14 protein-coding genes and 1 tRNA gene are annotated in these 13,042 nt (G+C 61.1%); 6 read left to right on the top strand and 9 right to left on the bottom strand.

The genetic code is table 11. The annotated features are described in order from the left end of the window. Window positions 1-39 precede the first annotated feature (39 nt). Complete coding sequence (locus ACP15K_RS19725; protein ID WP_424990000.1) at window positions 40-1,050, bottom strand: IS30 family transposase; 1,011 nt, start codon at window positions 1,048-1,050, stop codon at window positions 40-42. Window positions 1,051-1,250: 200 nt separating this feature from the next. Between ACP15K_RS19725 and ACP15K_RS19720 the strand changes: the two genes are divergently transcribed. Then, on the top strand, window positions 1,251-3,074 hold the full coding sequence (locus ACP15K_RS19720) for a M3 family oligoendopeptidase (protein WP_424991400.1): 1,824 nt from the start codon (window positions 1,251-1,253) through the stop codon (window positions 3,072-3,074). A gap of 55 nt (window positions 3,075-3,129) precedes the next feature. Here ACP15K_RS19720 and ACP15K_RS19715 read toward each other — a convergent pair whose 3' ends face one another. Further along, window positions 3,130-5,280 carry a malate synthase G gene (locus tag ACP15K_RS19715; RefSeq protein ID WP_424991399.1) on the bottom strand — a complete coding sequence of 717 codons (2,151 nt, stop codon included), beginning with the start codon at window positions 5,278-5,280 and terminating at the stop codon, window positions 3,130-3,132. A gap of 82 nt (window positions 5,281-5,362) precedes the next feature. Continuing rightward, window positions 5,363-5,439: transfer RNA gene (locus tag ACP15K_RS19710), tRNA-His, on the bottom strand. Between the two features lie 136 nt (window positions 5,440-5,575). Here ACP15K_RS19710 and ACP15K_RS19705 point away from each other — a divergent pair. After that, entirely contained in the window at window positions 5,576-5,764 is a 189-nt protein-coding gene (locus tag ACP15K_RS19705) for a DUF6324 family protein (RefSeq protein ID WP_193142057.1), read from the top strand. Here ACP15K_RS19705 and ACP15K_RS19700 read toward each other — a convergent pair. Then, complete coding sequence (locus ACP15K_RS19700) at window positions 5,761-6,213, bottom strand: MmcB family DNA repair protein (protein ID WP_193142055.1); 453 nt, start codon at window positions 6,211-6,213, stop codon at window positions 5,761-5,763. The two genes, ACP15K_RS19705 and ACP15K_RS19700, sit on opposite strands and share 4 nt — an antisense overlap. A 108-nt stretch (window positions 6,214-6,321) precedes the next feature. Between ACP15K_RS19700 and ACP15K_RS19695 the strand changes: the two genes are divergently transcribed. Together ACP15K_RS19695 and ACP15K_RS19690 are read left to right on the top strand one after the other, a co-directional pair. Then, window positions 6,322-6,642: a metalloregulator ArsR/SmtB family transcription factor gene (locus ACP15K_RS19695; protein ID WP_424991398.1), complete on the top strand. Its 321-nt coding sequence runs from the start codon at window positions 6,322-6,324 to the stop codon at window positions 6,640-6,642. Then, window positions 6,639-7,079 (top strand): SRPBCC family protein, encoded by a 441-nt coding sequence (locus tag ACP15K_RS19690; RefSeq protein WP_424991397.1) that lies wholly within the window; start codon window positions 6,639-6,641, stop codon window positions 7,077-7,079. Before ACP15K_RS19695 ends, ACP15K_RS19690 begins: the two co-directional genes overlap by 4 nt. 227 nt (window positions 7,080-7,306) lie before the next feature. On the opposite strand, the gene ACP15K_RS19685 is transcribed toward ACP15K_RS19690, so the two are convergent. The 5 genes from ACP15K_RS19685 to ACP15K_RS19665 form a co-directional block, all read right to left on the bottom strand. Further along, a complete protein-coding gene (locus tag ACP15K_RS19685; RefSeq protein ID WP_424991396.1) occupies window positions 7,307-7,624 on the bottom strand; it encodes a hypothetical protein in 318 nt (105 codons plus the stop codon). A 105-nt stretch (window positions 7,625-7,729) separates the two neighbouring features. Continuing rightward, window positions 7,730-8,215 carry a transcription antitermination factor NusB gene (nusB, locus tag ACP15K_RS19680; RefSeq protein ID WP_366193221.1) on the bottom strand — a complete coding sequence of 162 codons (486 nt, stop codon included), beginning with the start codon at window positions 8,213-8,215 and terminating at the stop codon, window positions 7,730-7,732. Window positions 8,216-8,226: 11 nt separating this feature from the next. Next, window positions 8,227-8,730 (bottom strand): 6,7-dimethyl-8-ribityllumazine synthase, encoded by a 504-nt coding sequence (locus ACP15K_RS19675; protein WP_193142047.1) that lies wholly within the window; start codon window positions 8,728-8,730, stop codon window positions 8,227-8,229. 4 nt (window positions 8,731-8,734) lie between these two features. Further along, a complete protein-coding gene (ribB, locus tag ACP15K_RS19670) occupies window positions 8,735-9,841 on the bottom strand; it encodes a 3,4-dihydroxy-2-butanone-4-phosphate synthase (RefSeq protein WP_193142045.1) in 1,107 nt (368 codons plus the stop codon). Window positions 9,842-9,923: 82 nt separating this feature from the next. Beyond that, window positions 9,924-10,532, bottom strand: a complete 609-nt coding sequence (locus ACP15K_RS19665) for a riboflavin synthase (RefSeq protein ID WP_193142043.1) — start codon at window positions 10,530-10,532, stop codon at window positions 9,924-9,926. 186 nt (window positions 10,533-10,718) lie between these two features. Here ACP15K_RS19665 and ACP15K_RS19660 point away from each other — a divergent pair, with 186 nt between their 5' ends. Together ACP15K_RS19660 and ACP15K_RS19655 are read left to right on the top strand one after the other, a co-directional pair. After that, a complete protein-coding gene (locus ACP15K_RS19660; RefSeq protein ID WP_424991395.1) occupies window positions 10,719-11,840 on the top strand; it encodes a polysaccharide biosynthesis/export family protein in 1,122 nt (373 codons plus the stop codon). A gap of 680 nt (window positions 11,841-12,520) precedes the next feature. Beyond that, window positions 12,521-13,003, top strand: coding sequence for an IS5 family transposase (locus ACP15K_RS19655; protein ID WP_424991394.1), 483 nt, complete (start codon window positions 12,521-12,523; stop codon window positions 13,001-13,003). The last annotated feature ends 39 nt before the right edge of the window (window positions 13,004-13,042 follow it).

Raw genomic sequence — 13,042 nt, 5'->3', positions numbered from 1 at the left:
TGTGAGCTCACGGTGAAGTGCAGTTCCTGATATGTCGTTTTACTCCAGCCGGTTCTGTAACTCCATCAGCTCGCTTTGAAACACCTCAGCGGGCGTTCGGTAGCCGAGGCACTTGCGCGGCGTGGAATTGACGCGGTGGCAAATCGACCTCAAGTATCGATTTGTCAGCGCCGTCGGTTCGGTGGATCTGGGGAGATACTTCCGCAGCCTGTTGTTCGTGTTCTCGACTGTGCCTTTCTGGTACGGAGCTTGTGGGTCACAAAACCATGCATCTGCACCTATCCCGGCTTTCAGGTGCCGCCAGGCGGAGAACTCGGTGCCGCGATCAAAGGTGATCGACTGGCGTGCATCGGCGGGCAGGGGAGCTAGCCCCTGGATCAGCGCCTCCATGATCGGTTTGGATTGGCGATCCTCATTGCGCATGACAACGGCGAAACGACTGACGCGCTCGACCAGAGACGTCACGTTCACCTTTCCATGCTCCTTGCGGAACATCATCAGGTCGCACTCCCAATGGCCGAACTCGGCACGCTCAGAGATGCGCTCAGGCCTGTGGGACAGGCTTTGAACGTCGAAGATGTGGGTCCGGTTATGCTTGCGATAGCCACGCGGCCTGCGGCGGCGGCGATGTTCGGGAAGGTGCCGATAAAACTGCTCCTCGCGACCGTCCTTGGAATAGGCGAAGCGATAGATCGTCTCGTGGCTCACGCGGATCGGATGACGTTCCAATCGCATGCGACCGGCTATCTGCTCTGGCGACCAGCCAGCCTTCAGCCGATCCTCGATGGCGGCCTTGAGTTCAGGATGAGCGATCATCTTGCGATGGACAGCACGGCGCTGCTCGTATTTGTCTTGAGCGACGAGAGCGTGATAGCCGTTCAGCTCCGGTATTTCTTCGTCAGTATATCGGTTCCGCTTAATGTCCCGGTAGATCGTCGAGGGGTCGCGGCACAATCTATCCGCAATCTCTGAGACCGGCATTTTGGCTTCCAGCCACTTTGCGAGCTTGCGCCGTTCGTCCAGCTTCAGGTGACAATAGTGGGTTCCCATTCTTCATACTCCATGCAACTCTCTGTATTCGTACAAAATTTGCACTTCGTTTGTGAATCCACCCAGACCCCAGGCCCTATATCTATAACCTGAGTTATGTAATTGTTTTAGGTGTCCCGGACTTGCGCCTGCACGCAGATGACCTTGTGATCCGGCCGCCGCCGCTCATATGTAGGATCGACACAATCTTCGAGGATCCAATGCCGACACTTCCCACTCGCCAATTCGATGCGCACGCCGATCAAGGGGCTTCGCCGCTTGGACAGCTTCCGGAATGGGACCTTCGGGATCTCTACGAGTCGCCCGATTGCGACGCGTTGAGCGAGGATCTGGAATGGCTGGAGACCGCCTGCGCGGAATTCGCGGCCGACTATGACGGCAAGCTCGACACACTGGACGCCGACGGCATGCTGGCCTGCGTGAAGCGTGACGAGCAGATCAGCCAAGTTGCTGGCCGGGTCATGTCCTATGCCGGACTGCGCTATTACCAGAACACTGTGGATGCCGACCGCGCCAAGTTCATGGCCGACATGCAGGACCGCATCACCACGATGACGACGCAACTGGTGTTCTACACGCTGGAACTGAACCGGCTGGACGATGACAAGTTGGCGGCGATGTTTGACGAGAACGAGGATCTGGCCCGCTACAAGCCGATCTTCGATCGGGTGCGCGCCATGAAGCCGTACCAGTTGTCGGACGAGTTGGAGAAATTCCTGCACGATCAAAGTGCAGTTGGTGCCGCAGCCTGGAACCGGCTGTTCGACGAAACCATTGCGGATCTGCACTTTACCGTCGATGGCGAGACGCTGAACCTTGAGGCCACGCTGAATTTCCTGACCGAACAGGATCGCGCGAAACGCGAGGCCGCGGCGCGGGAACTGGCGCGGGTGTTTGGCGAGAACGTCAAGATTTTTGCGCGTGTTCACAACACCCTGGCCAAGGAAAAGGAAATCGAGGATCGCTGGCGCAAGATGCCGACGCCGCAGACCGGCCGGCATCTGGCCAACCATGTGGAACCCGAGGTTGTCGAGGCCCTGCGAAATGCGGTCGTGGCCGCCTACCCCAAACTGTCGCATCGCTATTACGAGTTGAAGCGCAAGTGGCTGGGTCTGGACATGCTGGAGGTCTGGGACCGCAACGCACCGCTGCCCATGGAAGATACAACGCTGGTGGACTGGGACACCGCGAAAACCACCGTGACCGAAGCTTATGCCGCTTTCGATCCGCGTATGGCCGAGATTGCCGAACCGTTCTTTGCGAAGGGCTGGATCGATGCCGAGGTAAAACCGGGCAAGGCCCCCGGTGCCTTCGCCCATCCCACCGTTACCAATGTGCATCCCTACGTGATGCTGAACTACCTGGGAAAACCGCGCGATGTCATGACACTGGCGCATGAACTGGGCCATGGCGTGCATCAGGTTCTGGCTGCCGATCAGGGTGAATTGCTGTCCTCGACACCGCTGACACTGGCCGAAACCGCCTCGGTATTCGGCGAGATGCTGACCTTCCGCAAGCTGCTGGACGAAGCCGACAGCCCCGAACAGAAGAAGGTTCTGCTGGCCGGCAAGGTCGAGGACATGATCAATACGGTGGTCCGGCAGATCGCCTTCTATGACTTCGAGTGCAAGCTGCACGCAGCCCGGCGCGAGGGCGAATTGACGCCTGACGACATCAACGCGCTGTGGATGAGCGTTCAGGCGGAAAGCCTTGGCGAAGCGTTCAATTTCATGGAGGGCTACGAGACCTTCTGGGCCTATGTCCCGCACTTCGTGCATTCACCGTTCTACGTCTACGCCTATGCGTTCGGCGATGGGTTGGTGAATGCGCTGTATGCGGTCTATGCCAGCGGTGCCGAGGGCTTCCAGGACAAGTATTTCGACATGCTCAAGGCGGGCGGATCGAAGCATCACACCGAATTGCTGGCGCCCTTCGGTCTGGATGCCACGGATCCTGCCTTCTGGGACAAGGGGCTGCAGATGATCTCGGACCTGATCGACGAGTTGGAAGCGATGGAGGCGTAGCGCCTCCATCATCCACCCTGCCCTTGGCAGAGATATTTACAATCGGAAGAAAGCCTTACAGGGCTTTCCTCACCGCCCGGAACTTGTGCAGCAAGGGTTCGGTATAGCCCGAGGGCTGGCTTGTGCCTTCGAAGATCAGCGCCGCAGCGGCCTGGAACGCCGGGCCATCAAAAGCGGGCGCCATCGGCAGATAGGCCGGGTCGCCCGCGTTTTGCTGATCCACCACATTGGCCATTTTCCGCAGGGCCGTCTCGACCTGTGCGCGGGTGACAATGCCGTGGTGCAGCCAGTTTGTCAGCGCCTGGCTGGAGATCCGGCAGGTGGCGCGATCTTCCATCAGGCCGACGTCGTGGATGTCGGGCACCTTCGAGCAGCCGACCCCCTGATCAACCCAGCGCACCACATAGCCAAGGATGCCCTGACAGTTGTTTTCCACCTCGGCGATAATGTCGGCCTCGGACCAGTTCTGACCATCGCGGATGGGCACGGTCAGCAGGCCGTCAAGGGTGCCTTGCGGCGGGCGCTTGGCGATCTCATCCTGAACGGCCGCGACATTCACCCTGTGGTAATGGGTGGCATGCAGCGTGGCGGCGGTGGGCGATGGCACCCAGGCGCAGTTGGCACCCGCTTTCGGATGGCCAATCTTGGCCTCCAGCATGTCAGCCATCATTTCGGGCATGGCCCACATGCCCTTGCCGATCTGCGCTTTGCCGCGCAAACCGCAGGCCAGACCGATCTCGACGTTGCGCGCTTCATAGTGCTGCAGCCACGGCGCGGTTTTCATCTCGGCCTTGCGCAGGAACGGCCCGGCCTCCATGCCGCTGTGGATCTCGTCGCCCGTGCGATCGAGGAACCCGGTGTTGATGAAAGCGACCCGGTTGCGGGCGGCGCGGATGCATTCCTTGAGGTTGACGCTGGTGCGGCGTTCCTCATCCATGATGCCGATTTTCACGGTATATTGCGGCAGGCCGAGGATTTTTTCGACGGCGGTGAACATGGCATCGGTCAGCGCCACTTCGGCAGAACCGTGCATCTTGGGTTTGACCACATAGACCGAACCGGCAGCAGAGTTGCGGCGCGCGCCGTTCAGGTCATGCATCGCGATCAGAACGGTGATCAGCGCATCCATGAGCCCTTCGGACACTTCCTGCCCCTCGGCATCCAATACCGCAGGGGTGGTCATCAGGTGACCCACGTTGCGCACCAGCAGCAGCGCCCTGCCCTTCAGCGCCACCTCGGACCCGTCCGGCGAGATAAAGCTCAGGTCATCGGACAGACTGCGGGTGACCTCCTTGCCGCCCTTGGAAAAACTGGCGGTCAGCGCACCGTTCATCAACCCCAGCCAATTGCCATAGGCCTGCGCCTTGTCCGGGCCATCGACGACGGCCACGGAATCTTCACAGTCGATGATGGCAGACATGGCGGATTCAAGCCGCAGGTCGCTGATGCCCGCACTGTCCAGCTGGCCGACCGAATGGTCGCGATTTACATCCAGAATGATGTGCAAGCCATTGCTCAGCAACAAGATAGAGGTCGGGTTCTCGGCCGATCCCTGATAGCCCACGAAACGCGCCGGATCTGCCAGGGCCGGCTGCAACTGGCCATCTTTCACGAAATAACCGTCACAGTCGCTGTGGCTGCCTTGGGCCAGCGGAACGGCGTCATCCAGAAAGGCCTTGGACCAGGCAATCACCTTCTTGCCGCGCGCCGCGTCGAAACCGCCGCCCTTCGGCAGATCGCCCATGGCGTCGGTGCCGTAGAGCGCGTCGTAAAGCGAGCCCCATCGCGCGTTGGCCGCGTTCAGCACAAAACGGGCATTGGTCACCGGAACCACCAGTTGCGGACCTGCGATCGCGGCGATTTCGGGATCGGTGTTCTCGGTGCCGATGGTAAAATCCGGGCCTTCGGGCTCGATATACCCGATCTCGGTCAGGAAAGTACGATAGGCTTCCGCATCATGCGCCGTGCCGCGATGATCGCGATGCCAGGCGTCCAGCTTTTCCTGAACCACCGCGCGATGCGCCAATGCGCTGCGGATCTGCGGCCCGAATTCCGCCACCAGATCCGCAAACCCCGACCAGAATGCTTCGGCGCTGATACGCGTTCCCGGCAAGGCCTGCTCTTCCAGGAAGGCAGTCAGGGTCGGATCGACTTTCAGGTGGCCTCGGTCAAGATAGCGCGGGGTAGATTGGGAACCGGTCGTCATGGGCATGTCCTTGAGCTTGCTTTACCACAGGGATAGCGTTTGCTGCGGCGACGGCAACCGGGAAGTGATGGATATAGGGGGATGGTACCGCCTCCCTGGCTTGAACAGGGGACCTCTGGATCCACAATCCAGCGCTCTAACCAACTGAGCTAAGGCGGCACGTTGCGAGGGTTTATCGCCGCGTCTGGGCGATTGCAAGCGGGCGCCGCGCGGTTTTTCGCATTTTGCGGGGAAAACATCATCCCCTTGCCTCGCCCCGGAAACGCAGGTAGCGAACGGGCATCAGGAGGCGTCCATGGGCATCAACAACGAACGCGACATTGCCGCGAATCTGCAGATCGGACCGACCGATCAGGGGATGGTTCGGATTTTTGTGGAAAGCGACGGCATCGAGATTCCGATGGATTTCGAAGTCGATGAAGCGCGTGAGATTGCCGAGGAAATCCTGGCAGCCGCGGCTCAGGCAGCGGCACAGACCTCCTAACGTCCCCCGAAGTCGCCATCGCGAAACCCGTGCAGGCGGGTCATGGCGGTGCGCGCAAGGCGCAAAGTCAGGGCCTTGCGGCGGGCGCCGGCCAGTTTGCTTTCCGGCCCCATGCGCAGGATTTCGGCGTCATAGCCATCGGCGATGATCAACCCGGTTTCCGCCGGCAGGATCTCGGTCGGAAAATCGCTGTCCACGGCCCAGAAGTACCGGTCGCAATAGTCGAGATACCCTTCCCACTTGCTGTCGGCGCGATAGTCGGCCAGCCCGGATTTGCATTCGACGACCCAGATCTCGCCTTTCGGACCTATCGCCATGACATCGACCCGCAGCCGGGTTTTCAGGGTCATTTCCTCGACACAAGTGAAATCATGGGCCCGGCGCAGGTGACGGCAGGTGCCGCGGGCCAGCAGTTGGCCGGGGGTCAGGGTGTCGGGCTGCATGTCCATGCAACCAGAATGAACATTACAGGAACATCCGGCAAGGCAAAAAACCCTTGACGTAATACCTTTCGGTTTCGTATTAAGTGATACCGCAAGGCTTCATAAGGAGGCGCCATGCAAAATGCCCAGCCCTGTTTCCGGGCCCTGTCCGATCCAACCCGGCGCGAGATCCTCGGCCTGCTCAGTCAACGCGGCATGACCATTGCCGAGGTCGCCGAGAATTTCGACATCACCCGCGCGGCCGTGAAAAAGCACCTGACGATCTTGCAGGAAGGCAATCTGATCACGGTTGAGACCGCTGGAAGAACGCGGGTCAACACGTTGAACCGGAAGGGGTTTACCCCTGTCATCGACTGGTTCGCCCACTTCGACGCCTTCTGGGATGACCGTCTGGACGCCCTGAAAACCGCCATTGAAAAGGAACACACCGAATGACTGCTGCCATCGAGAAATCCATCTACCTGTCCGCGCCAAAACAGGCTGTCTGGACCTATCTGACCGACGCCAGGAAGCTGGGCACATGGTTTCACCCTTCCGACACCGATATGGTCGCGGGCGCAAGCTATACCCTGTCCAGCCAGTCCGATGGCGAACGGATGTGCTGGGGTACGGTCGAGGAGTCCCGCCCGCACGACTATCTGCGCTGGTCCTTCACCGTCGGCCCGGCCAATGGTGCCATGAGCACCGTGGAGTGGCGGCTAGAGGACATCGCCGGCGGTACCCGGCTCAGCCTGAGCCATTCCGGCCTGCCCGACACGGGCGATGGCTTCGGTCTTTTGCTGGCGCTCGACAAGGGCTGGCACGGGTTCCTGATGAACCTTCGGCAACTCTCGGACGACACGCCCCTTGCAGAAGCCCAGCCCGCGGCCTAGATACCCTGAGGCGGGTGCTGTCCTTCCCGTGTCTGTGGCAACATTCCGGTGGCCTTAATCAATTCCGAGGGAGTTGGCTCTGGCGAGGTCCTGGCTTCGTTACCTGACGCCCACCTGTATATACAGGTTCTCGGGAATATACGCCTCCACGGTTGCGCGCGGGCCCGTCACAAAGAAAGAAAGCGGTCCTTCGGGACCGCTTTTTTCGTTTGTGGCTTTGGGGTTGCTCAGCGCGGATGGCGCGACTGCGGGGTCACCGCGATCGGCACGGGTTCGGCCAGAAGCACCGGCAGGGCATCCTGTTTGCCGCCACTGCCCGCTTCCTCGCCATGGCCGCGCGGCAGCGACAGGGCGAATTGCACGCCCGCGAAGACGATCCCGTTGAACACCCACAGCATCAGAACCGCGATCCATCCGACATTCACATGGGTGACCAGATGCCAGAGGTTCGCGACGTTGAAATACAGCAGCATGGTCACGAAAGCGGCCGAGATCGCATAGCCGATGGCAACCTGCTTGATGTAGAGACGGACGAGATGCGGCATGGGATGTTCCTTCCTCTGGAACGTCAAACATAGCGCGCAGTCGATATGTCTGCCAGTCTTTCCCGTTCAATTTCGCGGGACCGCCCGGAAAAGCAGCCAGCGGCCTCAGAACGCCTCGGGTTTGGCCTCGCGCGCCATGTGGTCGAGCACGGCGTTGACGAACTTCGGTTCCTTGGTTTCGGGAAAGAAGGCTTCGGCCACGATCACGAACTCGGTGATGACCACCTTGGGTGGCGTGTCATGCTCCAGCATCTCGGCCCCGGCGGCGCGGAACAATGCCCGCAGGGTCGGGTCAATGCGCGCGATGGGCCATTTCGCCACCAGCGCCCGGTCGGTCATCTGGTCGATCTTGGCCTGCCAGTTCACCGCATCCGTCACCAATGCGCGGAACAACCCGGCATCGGCTTCGGCCATGTCGAAATCCTCGAATTCCTCGCCGAAACGGTAGTGAGTGAATTCCGCCGTGACGGATTCCGAGGTCTGGCCGGTGGTTTCCATCTGGAACAACGCCTGAACGGCAAAGAACCGGGCTGCCGATCGCAATTTGCGCCGCTGGTTGCCGGACAGATTATGAGACGTGTCAGTGGTCATGTGCGTTCAGATCATTCCGGGCGGAACCCGACTTTCTTGTTGGAGGAGCCGAACTCGCGGGTCAGCGCGATCAGGTGGAGCGCCGCAGCCGCCGCGCCGCCCCCCTTGTTCTGGCCGGCCACTTCGGCGCGGGCCTGCGCCTGGTCCATGTTCTCCACGGTCAGGATGCCATTGCCGATGCAGGCGCCTTGCAGGCCCAGCAGTGTGATGGCGCGGGAACTGTCGTTGCAGACCGTGTCGTAATGGGTGGTTTCGCCCCGGATCACGCAGCCAAGGGCGACAAACCCGTCGAACTTGTCGGCATTGAAGGCAATGCGGATGGCGGTTGGCACTTCCAGCGCGCCGGGCACCTCGATGGTCTGATGGCTGCCCCCGGCGGCCTCGATCTCGGCGCGGGCGCCAGCGACCAGTTGATCGGCGATCTCGCGGTAGTAGGGCGCCACCACGATCAGCAGCTTGGGCGTGTCATCCTCGAAGCGAGGCGTCGGCAGGGATTCATGGGCTTGTCCGGCCATGGGCTTACTCCAGCGGGATCGAACGGGTGTCTTCGATGCTCAGGCCATAGGCGTCCAGCCCAACCACCTTCGGCCTGGCCGAATTGGTCAGCAGGATCAGCCGAGACAGGCCCAGCGACGACAGGATTTGCGCGCCCAGTCCGTATTGACGCAGGGTCTGGGGCGAGGACGCATCTTCGGTGTGCAGTTTCATGGTGGTGTCGCGCAGCAAAACCAGAACGCCCCGGCCCTCCTGGGCGATCACGTTCATGGCCTTGCCGAACTCACTGGCGCGACCCGGTTCACCCATGCCCACGACGTCCAGCATCGGATCCAGCGAGTGCATCCGCACCAGCACCGGATCATCGCCCGACACGTCGCCCTTGATCAGGACGATGTGTTCGTCGCCGTGGGCGGTGTCGGCATAGATGCGCATGGTCCAGTCGCCGCCGAATTCCGACCTGACGGTCCGCTCTTCGGTGACGGCGACAAGATTGTCGTGGCGGCGGCGATAGGCGATCAGATCACTGATCGTGCCGATCTTCAGGTTGTGCTTCTGGGCAAAGGACACCAGGTCGGGCAAACGGGCCATGGTGCCATCGTCGTTCATGATCTCGCAGATCACGCCCGCGGGGTTTAGACCGGCCAGACGGGCCACGTCCACGGCGGCCTCGGTATGGCCGGCACGCACCAGCACGCCCCCGTCACGCGCCCGCAGCGGGAAGATATGACCCGGCGTCGCAATATCGGCGGCTGTCTTGGTGGAATCGATGGCCACCGCCACGCTGCGCGCCCGGTCATGGGCCGAAATACCCGTGGTCACCCCTTCGCGCGCCTCGATGGACACCGTGAAGGCGGTTTCATGGCGCGAGGAATTGTCCGAAGCCATCAGCGGCAGATCCAGCGCATCGACACGCTCGCCGGCCAGCGTCAGGCAGATCAGCCCGCGCCCGTAGGTGGCCATGAAGTTGATGGCTTCCGGCGTTGCCATCTGCGCCGGGATCACCAGATCGCCTTCGTTTTCGCGATCTTCGTGGTCCACAAGGATGAACATGCGCCCGTTGCGCGCGTCTTCAAGGATCTCTTCCACCGAAGAAATCGCGTCCCGGTAATGGGTTTCGGTCTCGGACATGGTCACTCCGTTTTCCGTAGACGGTGCTCTTACCCCAGTGCCATGCGATTGGCCAGAGCCGGGGATAGGGGGGATCGCCGCGTTACGCCCAGTCCTGCAGACGGGCGACGTAACGGGCCAATGTGTCGATCTCAAGGTTGACCGGATCGCCCACCTGTGCCCGGCCCCATGTGGTGACGGTCTTGGTGTGCGGGATGAAGTTGATGCCGAAATCGCAGCCCGAAACCTCGTTCACGGTCAACGAAGTGCCGTTCAGTGCCACCGATCCCTTGGGCGCGATGAAGCGGGCCAGTGCCTCGGGCGCACGCAGGGTGACGCGGGTACTGTCGCCCTCGTCCGCCATGGCCACGATCCGGGCCACGCCATCCACATGGCCCGACACGATGTGCCCGCCCAATTCGTCGCCGACCTTCAGCGCGCGTTCAAGGTTCAGGATCTTGCCGATGGCCCAGCCGCCGGCGCCGATGTTGGTCTTGGATACGGTCTCGGCCGAGATATCGACCTGGAACCAGCCACGCCCGTCGTCGGTGCGGCCGGTGGCGGTGGCCGTCAGGCAAACGCCGTCGCAAGCGATCGAAGCGCCGATGTCGATGCCGTCGGGATCATAAGAGGTCGCGATGCGCGCGGTCAGATCGCCCGCCTGTTCGACCGAGACGACCTCGCCCATATCCGTGATGATGCCGGTGAACATGTCTGATCTCCCTTGTGCGATCCTGCCCGTGCCGACCTACTTCTGGCGCGCCGCCGGTGCAAGACATGCGTTTCCATGTCGCCACAGTTCCCGGTCATTCCAGCGCAGGGCGCGGCGCGGAACTGGCCAATCAGGAAAAAACTTGTCAGGGTCGCGACAGTGGATTTGAGGCAGGTCGTGGGTATGATGCGCAACTTCGTACGAAATGTGGTAGCTGTCCTGGCGCTGACGGGGCTGATGGCCTGCGACGGCGCCATCCCCCGGACAGGGCCGACCAAGGACGAAGTTTTTGAAAGCTCGGTCCAGCGCGACGGCGACACCTATATCGTCGTGGTCAACCGGGGCATCGCGCGGGCGGCGGAATACACGCCGCCGCTGGGATTCTCGGCCTCCTTCCGCAATGCGCCGGTTCTGGAACCCGATGAAATTCGGCCCGGCGATACGCTGGGCATGATGATCTGGGAAAACGTGCAGGAGGGCCTGCTGGAAGTCGCGGGCACCCCTGCCCCGCTGACCCAGATCCAGGTGGATGGCGAAGGCAAGATCTTCGTCCCCTACGCCGGACGCGTCACCGCCGCCGGCAAGACCCCAGAGGAACTGCGCGACGAGTTGAGCCAGATCCTGGGTGCCCAGACCCCCGATCCGCAGATCCTGATCAGCCGGGCCGCGGGTGATGGTGCAACGGTTTCGGTCTCGGGCAACGTCGGGGCCCAGGGCGTCTACCCAATCGAACGGCCAACCCGGCGGCTGTCGTCGATGCTGGCACGCGCCGGTGGTGTGACCATCGAACCCGAGATCGCCCAGGTCACGGTCCTGCGCGGCAACCTGTCGGGCCGCGTCTGGTTCAACTCGCTGTTCCAGACCCCGGCCAATGACATTGCCCTGCGCGCCGGGGATCGCATCCTGGTGGAGGCCGACGAGCGCTATTACGTCGCCCTCGGTGCCACCGGCCGCCAAAGCCGCATCCGCTTTGAAAGCCAGGAACTGTCGGCGATGGAGGCCCTGGCGCAGGTGGGTGGCCTGTCCACCCTGACCGCCGATCCCACGGGCATCTTCGTCCTGCGCGAAGAACCCGAGTTCGTGGCGCGCCGGGTCACCGGGCAGAAGACCCTGCAAGGCGCCAAACAGGTGGCCTATATCTTCAACCTGACCAGTGGCGAGGGCCTGTTCGCAGCCCGTAATTTCACCATCCGCGATGAAGACACCATTTATGTCACCGAAGCGCCGATCAGCCAGTTCAACAAGGCCGTCTCGGCGGTGTTCGGATCGCTGACCACTGTGGCGTCGGTCCAGACCATTGCGAACTAGGCTGACATCCGGGGCTGTGCAGACGATTTGTCCGAACGGAATGACACAGCATTATGCGCGGCTGCCAAGGGGCATTTGACCAGAAAGGCCAAGGCGTTCAGGATGTGGCCGTCCCAAGTTCTGCGTCTTGACCGGAACCTGAAAATCACCAAAGACGGCCCCCCAGTAGGAATTCAACCTGTTGGAACGATTTCAAATTTTGCCATCGACAAGCGGCATTGCGCGCGCGCCGCAGCGCAATCCCGCGTACCCCGAACGTCCCCCGCAATCCGGGGTATATCATCGGATGAGATCGGACGCAGCCGCACATCATGAAAGACGAAGCCCTATTCAAAATGGGGATTCGTGGGTGTCTTTGACTGATATGGGAGGGTGAAATGGTGCGGTCGAGGGACTCACAGATATAAGTTAAGTAATTGTTTTGTTACACCTATATTTTCTAATTTTTCATCATACCCCCAATCGTACCCCCCAAACAGAATTCTCGTCACGTCCGATACAGGTCTGTTTGCAGCTTCTGATAGGCAGCTTTGATCTTTCTAAGGCCTCCCAACATAGACTTGCTCTCGCTTACGCTGCCAAAGCGCTGCTAGGCCGTGTTGACAAAAAGGATTCACACTGGCCCTCAGGCGTGATTCAAGCTGGTATCTGTTATGGAGACCAGCTTGGCACGAGACTTGATGACCGATGAGGAATGGAGGTTCTTTGAACACTTCATCCTGGCTGCCCGCGCCCCGAATGGGCGCAAACCCACCAACCACCGCCGTGTTTTGGATGGAATTTTCTGGATCGCCCGAACCGGCGCGCCATGGCGTGACCTGCCGGAAGACTTCGGCAAATGGTCGAGCGTTTATCGCCAGTTCCGACGCTGGACACTGATGGGACTATGGGAAGAAATCCTGGACGCCCTGAACCAAAGCGGGGCCGTTCCGGACGCCCTGCAAATGGTCGATAGCACTGTCATTCGCGCCCATCATCAGGCAGCGGGTGCTAAAGGGGGACTCCGCGACAGGGTTTTGGGCGCTCAAGAGGTGGGTTCACGACCAAGATCCACCTCCGCGTCAACGCGGCAGGCTGAACCGCCCCGGGTTTACCGGAGAGTAAAACTCTCAAAAGGTGAGCCCCATGACAGAGAAGAAAGTTTCCCCGAGTTACACGGCTGAGTTCCGCGCGCGCGGCGTTCGGCTTTTCCGCGAACATCG

The organism is Fluviibacterium sp. S390 (assembly GCF_049800695.1).
In the GTDB taxonomy this organism is placed as follows: domain Bacteria; phylum Pseudomonadota; class Alphaproteobacteria; order Rhodobacterales; family Rhodobacteraceae; genus Meridianimarinicoccus.
Note: the sequence above shows the minus strand (reverse complement) of the source record. Positions and strands in the feature narration are given on the sequence as shown.